At 66.4% G+C, this 18,196-nt stretch carries 13 protein-coding genes; all 13 read right to left on the bottom strand.

Annotation, left to right across the window (positions count from 1 at the left end; genetic code table 11):
- Positions 1-6: 6 nt before the first annotated feature.
- A complete protein-coding gene (locus tag B7P44_RS33815; protein WP_084910378.1) occupies positions 7-972 on the bottom strand; it encodes a WD40/YVTN/BNR-like repeat-containing protein in 966 nt (321 codons plus the stop codon).
- 31 nt (positions 973-1,003) lie between these two features.
- Positions 1,004-3,364, bottom strand: coding sequence for an efflux RND transporter permease subunit (locus B7P44_RS33810; RefSeq protein ID WP_084910377.1), 2,361 nt, complete (start codon positions 3,362-3,364; stop codon positions 1,004-1,006).
- Between the two features lie 17 nt (positions 3,365-3,381).
- The gene (locus B7P44_RS33805; protein ID WP_407924048.1) at positions 3,382-5,214 is read right to left on the bottom strand and encodes a DUF1302 domain-containing protein; all 1,833 of its coding nucleotides are present in this window, start codon (positions 5,212-5,214) and stop codon (positions 3,382-3,384) included.
- Positions 5,215-5,308: 94 nt separating this feature from the next.
- Positions 5,309-6,673 carry a DUF1329 domain-containing protein gene (locus B7P44_RS33800; protein WP_084910375.1) on the bottom strand — a complete coding sequence of 455 codons (1,365 nt, stop codon included), beginning with the start codon at positions 6,671-6,673 and terminating at the stop codon, positions 5,309-5,311.
- A gap of 279 nt (positions 6,674-6,952) precedes the next feature.
- The gene (locus tag B7P44_RS33795; RefSeq protein ID WP_084910374.1) at positions 6,953-7,366 is read right to left on the bottom strand and encodes a RidA family protein; all 414 of its coding nucleotides are present in this window, start codon (positions 7,364-7,366) and stop codon (positions 6,953-6,955) included.
- Positions 7,367-7,383: 17 nt separating this feature from the next.
- Positions 7,384-8,217, bottom strand: coding sequence for a phytanoyl-CoA dioxygenase family protein (locus tag B7P44_RS33790; protein WP_084910373.1), 834 nt, complete (start codon positions 8,215-8,217; stop codon positions 7,384-7,386).
- Positions 8,218-8,416: 199 nt separating this feature from the next.
- Positions 8,417-9,082, bottom strand: coding sequence for a TetR/AcrR family transcriptional regulator (locus B7P44_RS33785; protein WP_084910372.1), 666 nt, complete (start codon positions 9,080-9,082; stop codon positions 8,417-8,419).
- A 28-nt stretch (positions 9,083-9,110) separates the two neighbouring features.
- Positions 9,111-9,800 carry a hypothetical protein gene (locus B7P44_RS33780; RefSeq protein WP_084910371.1) on the bottom strand — a complete coding sequence of 230 codons (690 nt, stop codon included), beginning with the start codon at positions 9,798-9,800 and terminating at the stop codon, positions 9,111-9,113.
- 34 nt (positions 9,801-9,834) lie between these two features.
- Positions 9,835-10,491, bottom strand: a complete 657-nt coding sequence (locus tag B7P44_RS33775; protein ID WP_084910370.1) for a c-type cytochrome — start codon at positions 10,489-10,491, stop codon at positions 9,835-9,837.
- An 11-nt stretch (positions 10,492-10,502) separates the two neighbouring features.
- Positions 10,503-11,987: a flavin monoamine oxidase family protein gene (locus tag B7P44_RS33770; protein ID WP_084910369.1), complete on the bottom strand. Its 1,485-nt coding sequence runs from the start codon at positions 11,985-11,987 to the stop codon at positions 10,503-10,505.
- Positions 11,988-12,308: 321 nt separating this feature from the next.
- On the bottom strand, positions 12,309-13,826 hold the full coding sequence (locus B7P44_RS33765) for an efflux transporter outer membrane subunit (protein WP_084910368.1): 1,518 nt from the start codon (positions 13,824-13,826) through the stop codon (positions 12,309-12,311).
- Between the two features lie 4 nt (positions 13,827-13,830).
- Positions 13,831-16,974, bottom strand: a complete 3,144-nt coding sequence (locus B7P44_RS33760) for a multidrug efflux RND transporter permease subunit (protein WP_084910367.1) — start codon at positions 16,972-16,974, stop codon at positions 13,831-13,833.
- A 20-nt stretch (positions 16,975-16,994) separates the two neighbouring features.
- The gene (locus B7P44_RS33755; protein ID WP_084910366.1) at positions 16,995-18,155 is read right to left on the bottom strand and encodes an efflux RND transporter periplasmic adaptor subunit; all 1,161 of its coding nucleotides are present in this window, start codon (positions 18,153-18,155) and stop codon (positions 16,995-16,997) included.
- Positions 18,156-18,196 lie beyond the last annotated feature (41 nt).

The raw sequence follows: 18,196 nt of genomic DNA, 5'->3' as shown, positions 1-18,196 counted from the left end.
ACCGGCTCAGGGTGACGCCAGTACGCCGTCCTGCGAAAACAGAATCGGTTTGCCGCCCGCGCCGGCCAGCGCGGCGGTCAGCGCCGAGCGGTCCGGACGCTGGGTGACGTCGAACGGCGCGCCGGCCGCCGGCTGCTTCAGCACCAGCCCGTCGAGCCCGACGCCGATCAGCCCGTTCCCGGTCGCGACGAGACCGGTGATCGAGCTCTTCGTCGCCGGATTCAGCGGCGACCAGCTCGCGCCGCCGTCGCTGCTCTGGAACATGCTGCCGAGCAGGCCGGCCACGACGATCCGGCCGTCGGGCAGCGCCACGCCGGTCCACAACGTGCCCTTGCCGCCGGTCGCGAGATAGGTCCAGTTCGCGCCGCCGTCGGTCGACTTGAGCACCGTCCCCTGCTCCGACACGATGTAAAGCGCGTTCTTGCCGTCGCCGAAGATGCGGTACAGGTTGCGGTCCGCCTTCCCGCCGCCCGGCGGTTTCGGCAACGTCACCTTGTTCCACGTCTTGCCGCCGTCACGGGTCTGCAGCATCAGCGACCACAGGCCGACCGCGATGCCGTCCTGCGCGCTCGTGAAGTTGACGGAGAACAGCGGCTGGTCGACCGAGGTGTCGATGCGCTGCTTTGCCCACGTCTCGCCGCCGTCGTCGGTCGCGAGTATCACGCCCCACTGGCCGACCGCCCAGCCGTGTTTCGCATCGGCGAAGGTGACTGCGGACAGCGTCGCGGAAACGGGCACGTTGTGGGCCTGCCGCCACGCATGCCCGTCGTCGTCCGAAAGCAGAACGATCCCGTGCTCGCCGACGGCGACGATGCGCGTGCCGGCGCGCGTCGCGTCCGTCAGCATCATGTGGGCCGGCACGGCCCACGTATGAGCCGGCTTCGCGGCCCAGTCCGCGACCGTTCCGGGGGTTTGCGCGAGGGCGGCCGCGGCGGCGCAGAGCGCGATACAGGCAACAAGCGTCTTGATCATGGCAGTGTCTCTGTCGAAGGGTTCGCGGGCGTCAATGGCTGAACAGGCCCGGCGCGCGCGCCGGCTTGCGGCGCGGGAACCAGCGTTCCAGCACCGAGGCGAGCGCCGGCAACGCGGTCATCGCCATCAGCAGGTTCACGACGAACATGAACGCCAGCAGCTTGCCCATGTCGGCCTGGAACTTCAGCGCCGAGAAGCTCCACGTCGCCACGCCGATCGCCAGCGTGATCGCCGTGAAGATCGTCGCCACGCCCACCTCGAGCATCGCGTGCTGCACCGCCTTCACGATGGTCTGGCCGCCCGCCAGATGCACCTGCAGCCGGTTGTAGATGTAGAACGCGTAGTCGACGCCGATGCCGACGGCCAGCACCATCACCGGCAGCGTCGCCACCGTCAGCCCGATCTGCAGTTCCTTCATGAACCCGTAGCCGATGAAGGTCGCCACCGACAGCGGCAGGCAGCACGCGAGCATTGCGCGCCAGTCGCGGTACGCGAGGAATACGAGGATCAGGATCGCCGCGTACACGTACAGCATCATCGGCAGCTCGCTCTTCGCCACTTCGTCGTTGGTGGCGGCGAGCACGCCCGCATTGCCCGCGGCGAGACGGACGGTGATCCCCGGGAACGCATGCGACGCGCGGTATTGCTTCACGTCGTCGAGAATCCGGTTGATCGTCGTCGCCTTGTGATCGGTGAGGAACAGGTGCACGGCCGTCATGCTGCAGTCGGCTTTCATGAAGCCCTTGATCCGGCCAGTGTCCACCGACACCGCGCCGTAGTTCTCCGGGTCGATCGGCACGACGTTCATCTTCGGAAAGTCTTCGTTATAGCCCTGGTTGTAGGTGCGCAGCATGCCGGCATACGACTGCACCGATACGACGCCCGGCTCGGTGCGCATCGCGGCGGAAAACTCGTCCTCATACAGCCCGACCGCCGGGTTGTCGCACGCCTTGCCGCTCGACTCGATCGCGACCGTCAGCCAGTCGAGGCCCATGTCGTAGCTGCCCGCGATCGACGTCGCGTCGCGGTTGAAGCGCGCATCCGCGCGCAGCTCCGGCGCGCCCGGCTGCAGCGTGCCGATCACGCGGTCGCGGCTTTGCCACGCCGCGATCGCGAACACCACCAGCGTCAGTCCGAGCGTGAGGCCCGCATATTTCGGTTCGGCCACCTTCGCCAGCACGCGCAGCGGCCTGGCGCGCTGCTGCGCGCGCTTCAGCGAGTTGTCGGCATAGGTCTTCTTGAAGTTGAAGCACGATGCCGCGACCGGCAGCAGGATCAGGTTCGTGACGATCTTGTATGCGACGCCGAGCGATGCGGTGATCGCGAGCTCGCGCACCATCGGGATCGGAATCAGCAGCAGCGTGATGAACGACACGAATGCGGTGATGAGCGCCAGCACGCCCGGAATCAGCAGGCCGCTGAAGCTGCGGCGCGCCGCTTCATACGAGCTGTGCCCGTGCGAGATCTCGCGCACGATGAAGTTGACCTGCTGCACGCCGTGCGACACGCCGATCGCGAACACCAGGAACGGCACCAGCACCGCGAGCGGATCGAGGCCGAAGCCCAACAGCTTCAGCGTGCCGAACTGCCAGACGAGCGACGTCAGCGAGCAGAGGATCAGCAGCACCGTGAAGCGCAGCGAATGGCAGTACCAGTAGACAGCCAGCGCGGTGAGCAACAAAGCGATCGCGCAGAAGCCGAGCACGGCCTTCGCGCCGTCGGCGATGTCGCCGATCTGCTTCGCGAAACCGATGATCTGGATCTCGTAGCCGGCATCCTCGAACGGCTTGCGGATCTGCTGTTCGAGCAGGTGGTTGAACGCGACGTAGTCGAGCACCTTGCCCGCGCGATCGCGCTCGTTCAGCTCGGCCGTGATCATCGCGCTGTCTTCTTCGTGCGAGACGAGCGTGCCGACGTAGCCGCCGAGCGTCGTCGCATGGCGGATCTTCGTGACGATCCCGGGCGTCAGCTGGTCGGGGGTGATGTTGCCCGAGATGATCGGCTCTGCGCGGAACCCTTCGTCGGTGATCTCGTTGACGAACGCGTTCGGCGTCCACAGCGAGCGCACGCCGATCCGGTCCACGTTCGGCAGGTAGGTGACCGCCTGCGTCACCTTGTACAGCCGCGTCAATCCGTCGGGTGTCCAGATCGAACCTTTCCGGGCGCGCACGACGACGGTGATCCGGTTCGCGCCGAGCAGGTCGGCCCGGTACTTCTGGAATGTTTGGATGTATTCATGGCCGATCGGCATCTGCTTCTCGAAGCCGGCGTCCATCCGCAACTGCACGGCGAACACGGCCATGACGGCGGTGAACAGGCCGATCGCGACGAGCACGAACGCACGATGGCCGAAGAAGAACCGTTCCAGACGGCTGACTAGACGATTGAGCACAGCATGCCCCCTTCAACTCAGAAATTCCGGGTGACGAACAGCCCGACGAAATTGCGATCCGCGTACGGCTGCCCGACCGTCTGGTGCCCGCCGAAGAACGCCGTGAAGTTGATGCCCGCCTGCCAGGTGGGCGGATTCTTGTTGAACAGCACGTAGACGTTCACCGATTTCGCGCCCTGCATGTAGTTCCCCGTGAACGTCGGCGTGTAGCCGTACAGCCCGTCGGAGAAGGTCACGCCGGGCGTGACCTGCCAGCCGTGGATCAGCGTTCCGTCATAGGTCCAGTTGAAATCGATCGTCGCGCCCACCGAGCTCGCGGTGCCCTGCGCCGCCACGATCGGATAGCCGAGCCCCGACGCGTTGTTCAGCCACGGCAGATAGCCGGCCGCCGGCACCTGCGTGACGGTCTGCCCGTCGATCGTGCGCGTGACGCCGTTGGCGTTCAGGCCCGGGTAATGGATCCACGTCAGTTCCCATGTCAGGTTGGCGGTATCCGCGCCGAGCAGCTTGAGGAACGGGTACTCGCTGCGAGTCAGCGCCAGCAGGCCGTTGACGTCGAGCTGGAACTTCTTCTTGTCGGCCCACTGCTTGCAGTTGATGCCCTGCACGGCGTTCGTGTTCAGGTCGAGCGGACCGCCGGCGCCGAAGCAGCTCGACAGCGCGACGGCGTCGCGCGGCCGGTACGACAGCTCGGTGCCGATCGCCCACGGGCCCAGCCCGAAGTTCGCGCTGACGCCGAACAGCTGGCGGCTGCCGAGATACGACCACTGCGACGTGCCGTTCGCCAGCGAGGCCAGCACCGGCGACTTGTCGATGTAGTTCTCGTAGTAGAACGCGAAGTTCGCGTCGAACGAGCTCGGCGAGTAGTTGAACTTCACGCCGAACTGCGGCCGGTACTTCGCCGGCAGCTGCGTCGAGACCGGAATGCCGATGTCGTTGAACGGCGGCCCGGCGAAGGTGCCGTTGACGAGGCCGTTCTTGATCCCGTCTAGCGTGCCCTGATTGCCTGCCGCGCCCTGCCCGCCGATCGCGTTCGCGATCGTGCCCGCGCTCGGGCCGGCCACGTTGAGGTTGTTCGTGTTGACCGTGAACGGCTCCGCGCCGCGGCCGAAGCTGTTCGTGATCGACCAGTACGAGCCGACCGGCGGATAGCGGTTGCCGTTCCACTGGAACTGGTAGTACGCCTCGGTGCTGAAGCCGTGGGACAGGTCGGCGGCAAAGCTCAGCATCGGCGCCGGCAGCAGCGCCTGCTTGAGCTGCGAGCCCGGAATCAGCAGCTTCTGGGTGTCGAGCGAATTGGTCGAATTGATGCCGTTCTGCGCGAACATGCTCTCGCCCCAGTTGATCACCTGGTTGCCGAGCCGCACGTGCGCATTGCGCCCGCCGATCGTGAAATCCTTCTCCGCCCACAGGTCGAGCAATTGCGCGTTGTAGACCACCTGCGCCGCCGCGGTGCTCGACAGCGGCGTGCGATCGGTGTTCTTCGCCATGAAATCGTACATCCCGGTGCCGCGCACCATGAACTTCAGCCCTTCGCTCGGCATCTTCAGCAGCAGCTCGCTGGTCGCGCTGATATACGTGCTGAACGGCTGCCCCTTGCGGTAGTTCAGGTCGCCGTTGTCGGCGAATCCCCACTGGTTGGTATTGGCCGCCGCGCCGCAGCCGTGGGCGTTCGGATCACCGGTCAGCGAGCAGCTCGGGTTCTTGGTCCGGATCCCCATGCCTGCCGTCAGATTGGTCACCCACGATCCCTGGAGATCGTTGAACCCCGTCGTGAACTCATAGCCGTATGCGCTCGACGTGGCCGCACCCAGAACAGCAATCGAAACCGTAGCATGCCTAACGATCATCTTCGCTTTCATCGCCCACCTCACCCAAACCTGGAGGCCGACGGCGCGTCAGCGCACGTCGGCTGTTCTATTTATGTATTGAACGACCTTGCCTTCAGCGCTCGCTGACCGAGCGCAGCGATTCAGCCGAGTAGAAATCGGTCTTGAAGCGCGGATCGCTGGCCTTCTCGTAATAGCGAATGTCCTTGCCCTGGCCGATGGACGACGCGTCGAATACGTAACGGCCGTTGATCATGTCGTACTGCGCGAGCGGCTCGTTGTCGCAGGTTCCGCCGAGCTCCCATACCGGAATCGGGTAGCTTTCGCGCACCTTCCACAGCTTGCCCTGCGCGTCGTAGTCCTCGCCGACGAGCGCGAGCCAGCTGTCCTCGTCCAGATAGAACACCTTCTTCGACGCGACGTGGCGCGCGCTCGGCTTGACCGTCGCCTCGACGACCCAGACGCGGTGCGTCTCGTAGCGCCGGCTGGCCGCAGCGATGCCGTCAGGCGTGGCGACGTCGCGCAGGTTGCTCTTGTACTTGTACATGCCGAACGCGTTGTACGGCACGATCATTTCCTTCTTGCCGACGAGCTTCCAGTTGAACCGGTCGAGCGAGCCGTTGACCATGTTCCCTTCGTCGATCAGATACTGATTCTCGAAGCCGATCAGCGGCGCATCGTGCGTGTAGGCCGGCATGCGTCTCACGCGCCGCTGGCCGGGGAAGTAGTAGTACGTCTCCGAGTCCTTGTCGAAATACTGACGCTGCACGAAAGCCTGCCCGGCCAGCGCCGCAGGCGAATTCATCTGGAAGTAGACGGCGGCGCTGAGCTGGTTCACGTCCTGCGGCGAGTTCTTGCCGAGCTTGGCCGACGGGAAAAAGTACGTCTGCGGGCCGGTCGCGTCGATCCACTCGCTGCCGCCCGGTCGCGGGGAAACGGAGGTCACCGTCTGCGCCCACTCGACCCCTTCGCCGCGGTACCGCATTTCGTAGTTCAGGATCGCTTCCACGCCGCTTTTCGGCTGCGGAAACGCCACGCCCGGCAACTCGGCGGACGCCAGGCTCACGCCGCTCGAATCCAGCTTCGCCGCCGTCAGATTCGCCTTCGAGTTCTGCTCCGCGACCTCCGGCAGCTGGCATTCGCGATGGGACGGATACACGTCCATCCGGTAGCCCTTCTTCTGCTTGATCAGCGCGATCTGGCCCGGCGAAAGCTTGTCGGCATACTTGTCGACGTTCGCGGCGTCGATGGAATAAAGCGGCTTCTCGTTCTTGTGCTTCCAGAAATCGGCACGCACCTTCCCCCACTCCCAGCCAGCCTCGGGCGACTGCTTGCCCGTATACGCCGGCACCGCGCCGTCCTTGCTCGCGCCGCGTTCGGCGCCCGACGGCGTGAGGTCGTCCGCGACGGCCGCCCCGGTCAAAACCAACAAAGCCGCCGCGATGGCCGACACGGCTCCGATCTGGTGCATCTTCATCATGGTTCTCCTTCCGATTCCGCATTCATTCGCCGGTCGGCTTCCCGACCGCACCACTTCCTGACAACCTTCCGCTGCATCCCGGTTCGCCGCGCCTTTCGTTCACAACGATCAGGATTGCGATATTTCAAGATTACGCGTTCAAGTCCGCCTGCATCACGCCATAAGCGCTCCGTCCTCCTTCCTGTCAACCCTGACGGATCCCGCACCGCCTTTCATGCAGACCGGAGCGACAACCCGCCCGGATGTCGCCCCGGCCGCGCCAACCGCCGGAAAACCGGATCAGGCGTCGCCGGACCCGGCCACCGCCACCGCGCGAATCTCGACGCACAGGCCGGGCAGCGCGAGCTGCGTCACCCCGACCGCGGTCCACGACGGATAGCGGTTCGGAAAATACTCATCCTTGATCGCCGCGAAGGCTTCGGTTTCGCCCTGCAGGTTCGTGTGGTAGGTCGTCAGTTCGACGACGTCCGCGAGGCTCGCGCCCGCCTCCGCGAGAATCATCTTCAGCGATTCGAACGCGATGCGAGCCTGCTCCTGCACGCCGTTGCCGGGTTGCATGTCCGCGCCGATGCCGACCTGGCCGGACACCCAGATCGTGTCGCCCACGCGCGTCGCCGGCGCGAAGTGGTACGCGTCGTACCATGGCTGGAACGCGGCGGGAACGATCGATTGACGTTTGTTGGTGGTTGCCATGAGATGAACCTCTTTGTTCAGACGAGTTGACGGAAACAGGGGGCGCGGAACGGATCGCCGGCTTTCAGCGACGCCAGTTCCTCGACGAACAGGATGCCGGCCGGCGTGAAGCCCGAGGCGCTGTTTTCGGGAAGCGGGCTGAACGTCGCGTCGTCGCCGAAGAAACGCAGCACGAGCGTGTGGCGGTCCGGAAACTCAGGATCGACCACTCCGCCGCCATGCAGCACGCCGGGATGCAGCAGCAGCACGTCGCCCGGCTTCGTCGCCCACGACATGACGTCGTAGGCATTCGGGTCGGCGCGGCGCTCGGCTTCGATATCCGGCATGCGCGGCCACACGCCGCCGCCATGCAGCGGCTCGGTGGGATCGTCGGCGTTCTGGAACGTGGTGCCGTCATGGCGCGTGCCGCGATGCGAGCCGCGGACAATCTCCAGCGCATTGCGCTTCGGCACGGCCTCGAAGCTGATCCATGCGTTGCCGAAGTGCATCCCTTGCCACGGCAGGTACGACGTGTCCTGGTGCCACAGCGAGCGCGCGCCCTTGCCGCCCTTCTTCAGGAAGAGCTCCTCGGCGAAAAACCAGACGTTCTTCGAGCCCCACAGATCGGCGAACAGCTTGCCGAGCGGCAGTTGGCTGACCAGGTCGTCGAGCCGCTCCTTCGCGTACGGATTGGCGTTGTCGACATGCGACTTGGCCACCGTGCCGTCGAGGATGCTGGAGGCCATCGGCCCGGGATTCTCGATACCCCAGTCGAATGCCGCACGGCATGCGGCGAGCTGTTCCTCGTTGAGCACGCCTTCGATCAGAACCGCTCCGTCCTCTGCGAAGGCCTTGCGCTTGGCTTCATCCATCGGTCATCTCCTGTTAGTGAAATGTCAGCCCGGTCACGTGTGCGTCAGGCCGCCCCTCTTAGAACACTGTGACAATGTTAGGTCATAGTGACAAAAACATAGGCAAAGAAAAAGACGGGGTATTCCCTGTCCTGCCCGGCTTGCGGATCGAGCGGCAAGAACGGGCAAGGCGGACGGCGGCCGCCGACACGGCGCGCAATCACTCGGGCACGCGATCGAATACCGTACAGGCAAAGAAACCGGCCAGCACCGCGTCGGCCAGCGCGTTCGTCACGCATTGCGGATCGACCGCATAACGAGACTGCACGCCGTCGCACAGCTCCATCAGGCCCAGCGCCAGCACTTCCGCCGGCAGCCGCAGCGGCGCCCGCGTGCGCTCCGCGAACGCGCGGATGCAGGCCGTCGTCCGTTCCTGCCGCTTTCTCATGAACGCATTGAATGGCGTGCGGAACCGCACATCGCGCGCCGCCTGCAGTTTCGCCTCCGTCCACATCAGGAACGTCTCGTGCCGACGATAGCGCTGCCGGTAGTAGGCGAGCACCTTCCGCTCCACTTCGTCGCGCGTGCCGCCCGCCGTGAAGATCCGCTCCAGCTCCGCCATGGCCTCGTCGTGATCGCGCTCGAGCAACTCGACGAACAGTTCCGTCTTGCTGCGGAAGTTCGAGTAGAACGCGCCGCGCGTGTGGCCAGCCTCCACGGCGATGTCCTCGACGCTCGCGGCAGCGCAGCCCTTCTTCAGGAAGATCGTGCGTGCGGCGCTCAGCAGACGTTCGCGTGTCTGGTTCCTGCTCTGTGCGCGGTTCAAGCGCTTCGTTGCCGCGGGCACGGATCGCGAATCGCCGACCAGGTGCGAGGGTTGATCCATCATTCTTCTCTGCAGCACTTCACATTAGTTATGTCGACCTGTTTTGGTGAACGAAGCTAATCCCCGTTTCGCCCATGACGGGCTTTGACGCCATCTCCAGCGCCCAATAGGCGTGAGAGAGGGACACGACCAGGTAAGACCACGTGAGCAGCGCAAGCGTGTAGAAGTTGAACACGATGTTGTGCTCCTCTCCCGGGATCTTGTAGAAATCGTAGATATACGCAATGGCCAGCGACGAAACCAGCGCCACGAGCGTGGTCAGCGCATGGAACGTCTGTCCCGCGTTCAGCAGCCGCTTGACGAAGTACGCAAGATAAAGCGCCAGCAGCGTCCACATCACGACGTAGAAGTACGGGAGAATCCCGTCGATGAAATCGGTCGTCATCAGGATGGTCGTGCCCACGACGGCGACCCCGAACAGGATGACGTCCTGACGAACCGACGGCTTGTAGTGGTGGGTCACGGCCATCAGGCCCGCAACGGCGATCACCGGCATGCCGAAGCCGCGGGAAAACGCATCCAGGAAGTGCGAGACGCCGTAGCAAAACGGCGAGCCGGTCGCGAAGAAGAGCAGCGCATTCGACGCGGATACCGTGACGACCAGCCACTCGATCCCGAGCAGATAGTTGCGCCTCCTGAGGAACTTCACACCGTAGATGCCGGTGGTCGACGCCAGCAGGATACTGGCAAGACAAAGGACGATTTCTCTGAGATCCATGACTAGACTCCTGGTGCCGATTGTGTTGAATGCATCATTGCTTCGCCGGATCGACGCTTGCCAGATAGGTGGCGACAGCGTCCCGGTCTTCGGGCGACATGGCCGCGGTGACGCGCTTCATCGTGCCGGTGGCCTCGTTGCGCGTGCCGGCGGCGAACGCATCGAGCTGCTTCAGCAGATAGTCGCGCCCCTGGCCGGCGAGGCGCGGGAACTGGGCCTGGCCCGTCAGCCGCGCACCGTGGCACGCGGCGCACGCGCCGGCCGTCACCAGCTGCTCGCCTTTCGCGCGCAGGCGGGCGTCCGGTTCGAAGTAGCGGTTCGCGACGGCCGGCTGCTTCGCGTAATAGTCGGCCAGCCGCTTGATCTCGTCCTCGCTCATGGTCATCGCCAGCGGCGCCATGTTCGGATCGGCGCGCTGCCCGCTCGCGAAATCGTGAAGCTGCGCGGCCACGTAGGCCGCCGGCTGGCCCGCGAGGCTCGGATACCCCTGGTGGAGCGACGTGCCCTTGGCGCCATGACACCCGATGCAGGCGTCGGTCAGGCGCGGCCACGCGCCGCCGTCGGCCTGGTTGGCCTCGGCCGTCGTCGCGACGAACTGCTGAAGCCGATAGAGATCGAGCAAAGTGGGACCGAAAATGCCGAGCAGCACCACGACGATCGCGGCAATGGAAAGCAGTACGATTTTTTTCATTTTCGCGCTCCTCAGGCCTGACGCAGCGCATTCAGCGCCTGCAGGGCGCCCTGATGGCCGGAGCGCACCGCGCCGTCCATGTAGCCTGCCCAGATGTTCGCGGTCTCGGTGCCCGACCAGATCAGGTTGCCGCACGGCGGATGCAGCGCCGCGCCATGCGTGCTCCAGAAGCCCGGCGGAATCGCCGAGACGCAGGTGATCGACCAGGGGTCGTCCCGGCCCCAGTCGTGGTCGTGGAACGCCACCGGGGACAACGCCTCGCTGCCCCACGCCTGCGCATAGAGGTCCGCCAGCATGCGCTTCGCCGCCTGCGGTTCAGACGGCGCCATCGCGTTCTTGATGAACGCGTTGATGACGCCGATCTCGCCGCCCGGCGGCGAATTGTCGTAGGCCCAGAAGATCGGCCCGTCGGCTTGGAAGATGTGGCCGTTCAGCCCCTTGTCGCGCCAGAACGGGCGGCGGTAGACCATCGCCGTCTTGCGCGCCGGCGAATGGCCGGGCCATGCGCGCTGCAGCGCGGCCCGCGCGACCGGCAGCGGCGGATCGAACTGCACCCGGTTGCACAGGGCCGGATGGATGGCCACGATGACCTTGCGCGCGCGGATTTCCGCACCGTCGGTATGCAGCGTGACGACGTCGGTATTCCAGCCGGAGATCCGGCGGACCGGCGTCGAGAGCCGCACCTTGTCGCCCAGTTGCTGCGCCATCTTGATGCTGAGGATCTGCGAGCCGCCGACGAACCGGGTTTCCTGCGCGCTGTGCTTGATCGAATCGAGCTGCGTGTAGTCGCACGCGGCGGAGTTGATCATCGACAGGAAATGCAGGAGCCCCATCTTCGCGGGCATCGTGCCGCCGGACAGGGAGATCGACGCATTCCAGCCGGCCTGGTCTTCAGGCTTGATGTCCTGCTTCGCCAGCCAGTCGCCGACCGACAGCCTGTCGAGCTCGCCGGCCTTGGTCGAGGTCCACGGCGCACCCGACGGCACGTCGCGCGACAACTTGCTGAGCTTCGACGTCACGGCTTCGTCGGTGCCGAAGGTGCCCTTCAGGTCCATCTCCATCCGGCCGTCGCCGCCGAGCAGCACCGTCTTGCCGTCGTAGTAGCTCGGGAACGTGTCGACTTCCAGCTCGCGGGCGAGATTCGCGACGGCGGTCTGGCCGGGCCCGATCCACTGGCCCCCGACTTCCGTCACGTATCCGCCGTCGATGTTGTGGTTGAGCGTGCGGCCCCCGACGCGGTCCCGCGCTTCCAGGACCAGGAAGGATTCGCTGCCCGCGAGGCACAGGTCCCGCGCGGCGGTCAAGCCGGCCAGCCCCGCGCCGATGATGACGACGTCGAGCACATCGCCCGGCTTGCCGGCGGCTTTTGCGTCGCCGGCGCTTGCCGGCCGGGCGGCGAGCGCCAGGCCGCCGACCGCAGCCGTCGCGCCGGCGTACTTGAGCCATTGCCTGCGCCGCAGGTCGGCCGAACTGCTGAGGGAAGACTTCTTGGTCATGGCGTGTTTGTTAGGACTATGAAAAAAGATGCAGTCGGCGAGCCCGATTTGCACTCACGAATCCGTCGCAATCGTCCCGGCGCCAGCATCGGGTTTCCTGCCGGGCCGAAATGTCCGCCAGCCCTTGCCCGCTACCGAAACTAGTACATGTTACAAAACATAGGTCATGATACCCACTTCAGGAGACGAAAAAAAAGACAGGGTATTCCCCTGTCTTCAGACTTCCGACGCATGCCGTTCCTTCCGGAACGTCGTCGATACACCGGGCAGCGGCCGCGCCGGTATCGGGCGACCGCTGCACGTGTACCGGAAAGCCCGGACTCAGCCGGCCGTCTGCGCACCGCCCGATGCCGGCGGATTCGCCGGAGCCGGGGTCGCGGCCGCCCCGGCAGCGGGCCGGCCCGGCTGCGTCGCGGCGGCGGCCGGCGCGGCGTCCTTGTCCGTCAGCCCGCCGCCAAGCGCCTTGTAGAGCGCGACGGCATTGCCGAACTCGTCGCGCCGCAGGTCCAGCAGCGTCTGTCGCGCCGCATAGAGCTGCCGCTGCGAATCGAGCAGTTCCAGCCGCCCTTCGATGCCCGCGCGATAGCGCAGGTTGGACAGGTTGGTGCGGCGCTCGGCGCTGGCGACCACCCGGGTCTGCGCCTCGAGCTGGCGATCGAAGGTTTCGCTGCCGGCCAGGCCGTCCGCGACTTCCCGGAACGCGACCTGGATCGCCCGTTCGTACTCGGCCACCGCGCTGGACTTGCGCACCTCGGACAGCCGCAGCTCGGAGCGCAGCCTGCCGCCCTGGAAGATCGGCAGCGTGACCTGCGGCGAGAAAGCCCACGCACGGTGGTCGCCGTTGAACAGGCTGCCGAACCCCGGGCTGATGAAGCCGAGCGTCGTGGTCAGCGACAGCCGCGGGAAGAACGCGGCGCGCGCCGCGCCGATGTCGGCATTGGCGGCGACCAGGTTCTGCTCGGCCTGCTGGATGTCCGGCCGGCGGATCAGCAGGTCGGACGGCAGGCCGGCCGGCAGCTGGGTCACGACCGGCTGCTTTTCCAGCGGCAGCGGTGCGGGCAGGTCCTTGGGCAGCTCGGTGCCGACCAGCAGGCGCAGCGCGTTGCGCGCCTGCGATACGGCGCGCGAGCGCGCCTCCAGGTCCGCGGCCGCGCTGGCGACCTGCCCTTCGGCCTGCGCGATGTCCACGCCGCTGGCCTGACGCGCCTCCTTGAGCTTGCGCGCAAGATCCAGCGACTGCTGCCAGTCGCCCAGCGTGCGTTCGGACAGCGCGCGCTGCTCCTGCGCGAGGCGCTCGGCGAAGTACGCGTCCGCCACCGCGCCGACGAGCGAGATCTGCGCGGCCCGGCGGCCCTGATCGGTCGCCAGGTAGCGCGCAAACGCGGCGTCCGACAACGACTTCACGCGGCCGAACAGGTCGATCTCGAACGCGTTGATCCCGACGTTGACGCCGTACTGCTGCTGAATCGACTCGGGCATGGGCGGATTCAGGTCGGCGTTGGCCGGCGTGCGCTGGCGCGTGAAGCTGCCCGTGGCATCGATGGACGGCAGCCGCGCGGCACGCTGGATGCCGTACTGCGCCTCGGCCGCCTGCACGTTGAGCACCGCGATCCGCAGGTCGCGGTTGTTGTCCAGCGCCAATTCGATCAGGCGCTGCAACCGCGGGTCGCCGAACATCGTGCGCCAGCCCAGGTCGGCCGCGTTCGCGCGCGTGTCGGCCTGGGCGCCGGCCGTCGTGTAGGCGACCGGCACCGGCAGTTCGGGCTTCACCAGCCTGGGCGCCATCGAGCAGGCCGACAGGGCCAGCGCAACGGCAAGGGGAAGAACTAGCAATCGCATGACATTAACCTTCCGTTTCTTGGCTCACGGCCACGACTTTCCTGCGGGATGCCCGCCATGCCCCGACGCGCTCCTGGAAGCCCATCACGAACACGAAGAACACCGGCACGAAGAAGATCGCCAGCACCGTCGCGGTCACCATCCCGCCGAACACGCCGGTGCCGATCGCGTGCTGCGTTTCGGCGCTCGCGCCCGTCGCGATCATCAGCGGCACCACGCCCAGGCCGAACGCCAGCGACGTCATCAGGATCGGACGCAGGCGCAGCCGCGACGCCTCCACGGCCGCTTCCAGAAGCCCTTTGCCTTCCTCGCGCAACTGCTTCGCGAATTCGACGATCAGGATCGCGTTCTTCGCGGACAGGCCGATCACCGTGATCATCCCGACCTTGAAGTACACGTCGTTGGGCAGCCCGCGGAGCATCACCGCGCCGATCGCGCCGATCAGGCCCAGCGGCACGACCAGCATCACCGACAGCGGGATCGACCAGCTCTCGTAGAGCGCGGCCAGCACCAGGAACACCACGATCATCGACAGCGCCATCAGCATCGGCGCCTCCGACGCGGACTGGCGCTCCTGCAGCGACTGGCCCGTCCACGCGACCGAGAAGCCCGGCGGCAACTGCTTGGCCAGACGTTCCATCTCGTCCATTGCCGCGCCGCTCGAGTAGCCAGGCGCGGCCATGCCCGAGATGCGCGCGGACGGGTAGCCCTGGTAGCGCACCATCTGCAGCGGCGTATCGGACCAGACCGGCCGGACCACTTCGGACAACGGCACCATACCGCCGCTCACGTTGCGCACGTAGAGCTTCATCACGCTGTCGATCTGCATCCGTGCCGGCGCATCGGCCTGGATGATCACCTGCTGCATGCGCCCCGCATTCGGGAAGTCGTTGACGTAGGTCGAGCCCATCGCGCCGGACAGCGTGTCGCTGATGCTCGTGAACGACACGCCCAGCGCCTCGGCCTTCTGCCGGTCGATGTCCAGGCGGATGCTCGCGCCGGCCGGCAGGCTGTCCGGATAGACGCCGACCACGACCTTGCTTTGCGCCGCGAGCTCGAGCAGCCTGGCCTCGGCCGCCTTGAGCGCCGCATTGCCCTGGTTTGCGCGGTCCTGCAGGCGCATCGAGAAGCCCGAGCTGGTGCCCAGTTCGTCGATCGCCGGCGGCATCAGGCTCATCACCGAGCCTTCGGTCACGCCCGCCATCGCCTGCTGGGCCCGCATCGCTTCGTCCATGGCCGTCGCGCCGTTACGCTTGTCCCAGTCCTTGAGCACCGCGTAATTCAATGCCGCGTTCGGGCCCAGGCCGGAGAAGCCGTAGCCGACGATCGAAATGCTGGACTCGATCCCGGGGCGCGAGGCGATATGCCGCTCGAGCGTCTTGACCACATCCCGCGTGCGCTCGACCGTCGAGTCGGACGGCAGCAGGAAGCCCGTCATGAAGTAGCCCTGATCCTCCTCGGGCAGGAACGACGACGGCAGCTCGCGGAAGCCGACCACCAGCACGCCGCAGATCGCGACGAACAGCAGCATCACCCGTCCCGCGCGGCCGATCAGCCGGCCGACGCGCGTCGCGTACCACTGCGTCATGCGGTCGAAACGGCGGTTGAACCAGCCGAAGAAGCCGCGCTTCTCGTGGTGCCCGTGCGCGATCGGCTTGAGCATCGTCGCGCACAGCGCGGGCGTCAGCGTGAGTGCGAGGAGCGCCGAGAACAGGATGGACACCGCCATCGACATCGTGAACTGCTGGTAGATCACGCCGACCGAGCCGCTGGACATCGCCATCGGCAGGAACACGGCGGTCAGGACCAGCGTGACGCCGATGATCGCGCCGGTGATCTCCTTCATCGCCTTGACCGTCGCGTCCTTCGGCGACAGGCCTTCCTCCGCCATCAGCCGCTCGACGTTCTCCACCACGACGATCGCGTCGTCGACGATGATGCCGATCGCGAGCACCATGCCGAACATGGTCAGCACGTTGATCGAGAAGCCGGAGGCCAGCATGACCGTGAAGGTGCCGAGCATCGCGACCGGCGCCACGATGGCCGGGATCAGCGTGTAGCGCACGTTCTGCAGGAACAGGTACATCACCAGGAACACCAGCACCATCGCCTCGAGCAGCGTATGGAGCACCTTCTCGATCGAGATCTTGACGAAGGGCGCGGTGTCGAACGGGATCGAATCGCTCATGCCCGACGGCATCGATTTGCGCAGCTCCGCCAGCCGCGCCCGCACGGCGTCCGCAGTCTTGACCGCATTGCCGCCCGGCGAGAGCTGCACGCCCGCGATGACGGCAGGCTTGCCGCTCTCGGTGTTGACGAAGTTGTAGGACTGCGAGCCGAGCTCCACCCGCGCGACGTCGCCCAGCACGACCTTGGAGCCGTTCGCGTTGGCGCGCAGCACGATCGCGGCGAACTGTTCCGGCGTCGTCAGCTGGCCCTGCACGGTCAGCGGCACGGTCACCCGCTGCCCCGACATGGCCGGCAACGCGCCGACGCTGCCCGGCGCGATCTGGACGTTCTGCTGGCTGATGGCGGCCGTCAGGTCGCTCATCGACAGGCCGTAGGTGATCAGCCTGGACGGATCGACCCAGATGCGCATTGCCCGTTCGGACCCGAACATCTGCACGCGGCCCACGCCCTCTACGCGACGCAGCTCCTCGACGATGTTGCGCGCCATGTAATCGGACAGCTCGCCTTCGTCGAAACGGCCGCTATCGGACTTGAGGGCGACGAACAGCAGGAAGCCGGACGACGCCGACTCGACGATCACGCCGTTCTGCCGCACGACCGAGGGCAAGCGTGGCTCGACGGCCTTCAGCTTGTTCTGCACGTCGACCTGCGCGAGCGCCGGATCCGTGCCGGGCTTGAACGTGACGGTGATCTTCGCGGTGCCGGACGTGTCGGCCGACGACTCGTAGTAGAGCAGATTCTTGACGCCGGACAGCTCCCGTTCGATCAAGCTCAGCACCCCGTCGCTCATGGTTTGCGGCGTGGCGCCCGGGTAGGTCGCGTTGATGGTGACGGTCGGCGGCGCGACCGTCGGATAGCGCGCGATCGGCAGTTGCGGGATCGCGATCACGCCCATCAGGATGATGAAGAGCGCGACGACCCACGCGAAGACCGGGCGCCGGATGAAGAATTGAGACATGGCAGGACGCTCCCCGTGACTCAGCGCGCGGCCGTGGCGGCTGCGGCAACAGGCGACTTCCAGGCGCTCGCGGCAACCGGGGCGCCGTCGGTCAGGCGCTCCATCCCTTCCACCACGACCTTCTGGCCCGCCTGCAGCCCCGACTTGATGCGGTAGCTGCGGCCCGTCTGCTCGCCGAGCTCGACCGGCTTCAGGTGCACCTGGTTCTTCGCGTCGAGCACCCACACCTGCGGCTTGCCATCGGCGCGCACCACCGCCTGCTGCGGCACCGTCAGCGCGCTCGCGTAGTTCGCGCGCGGAATGCGGGCGCGCACGTACATGCCCGGCAGCAGCAGCCGCTTCGAGTTGTCCACCAGCACGCGCACCAGCACGTCGCCGGTGCCGGCATCGACGTTCACGCCGGAGAACAGCATCCGGCCTTTCACGTCGTAAGCCGTGCCGTCGTCGCGCAGCACCTCGACCGGCAGGCCCGCGCTCGACTTCCCGCCGTCCTGCGACGCCAGCGTGTCGCGCAGGTGCTGCAGCGACGACGCCGGCTGGCGCACGTCGACGTAGACCTGGTCGATCTGCTGGATGCGCGCCATCGGCACGGTGTCGGTGCTGCTGACGAGCGCGCCTTCGGTCACGAGCGCCTGGTCAATGCGGCCGGTGATCGGCGCCTCCACCGTGGCGAACTTCAGGTCGAGCTGCCGGCGCGCCAGCGTCGCGCGCGCCTGCGCGACGTCGGCCGCGGCCTGATCGCGCTGCGACACGGAATCGTCATAGACCTGGCGGCTGATCGCGTCCACTTCGACCAGCGGCTTGAGTCGCGCGGTCTGCACCTTGGCGCGCTCGAGCGCCGCGTCGGCCCGCTGCAGCGCGGCCGCGGCGGTGTCCATGTCGGCCTTGAACGGCGCCGGGTTGATCTGGAACAACGGCTGGCCGGCGTGCACCTCGGTGCCCTGCTCGAACATGCGGTGCAGCACGATGCCGCTGACCTGCGGCCGGATCTCGGCGATCCGCACCGCCGCGATCCGGCCGGGCAGGTCCTCGGTCAGCTTCAGGGGGGCCGGCGCCACGGTCATCGCGGCGACCGGGATCGCAGGCGGTGCGGCCGGCGCGTCGGATTTCCCGCAGCCAGCCAGCAATGCGGCCGCCAGCGCGTAGACGCCGCCGTAGCGGCACAGTTTCTCATTCTTCATTTGGACTCCATGGGATGCAGGCAGCCAATTGCCGACCCTGA

It is taken from the genome of Burkholderia ubonensis subsp. mesacidophila, from assembly GCF_002097715.1.
GTDB classification, from domain to species: Bacteria; Pseudomonadota; Gammaproteobacteria; order Burkholderiales; family Burkholderiaceae; genus Burkholderia; species Burkholderia mesacidophila.
Note: the sequence above shows the minus strand (reverse complement) of the source record. Positions and strands in the feature narration are given on the sequence as shown.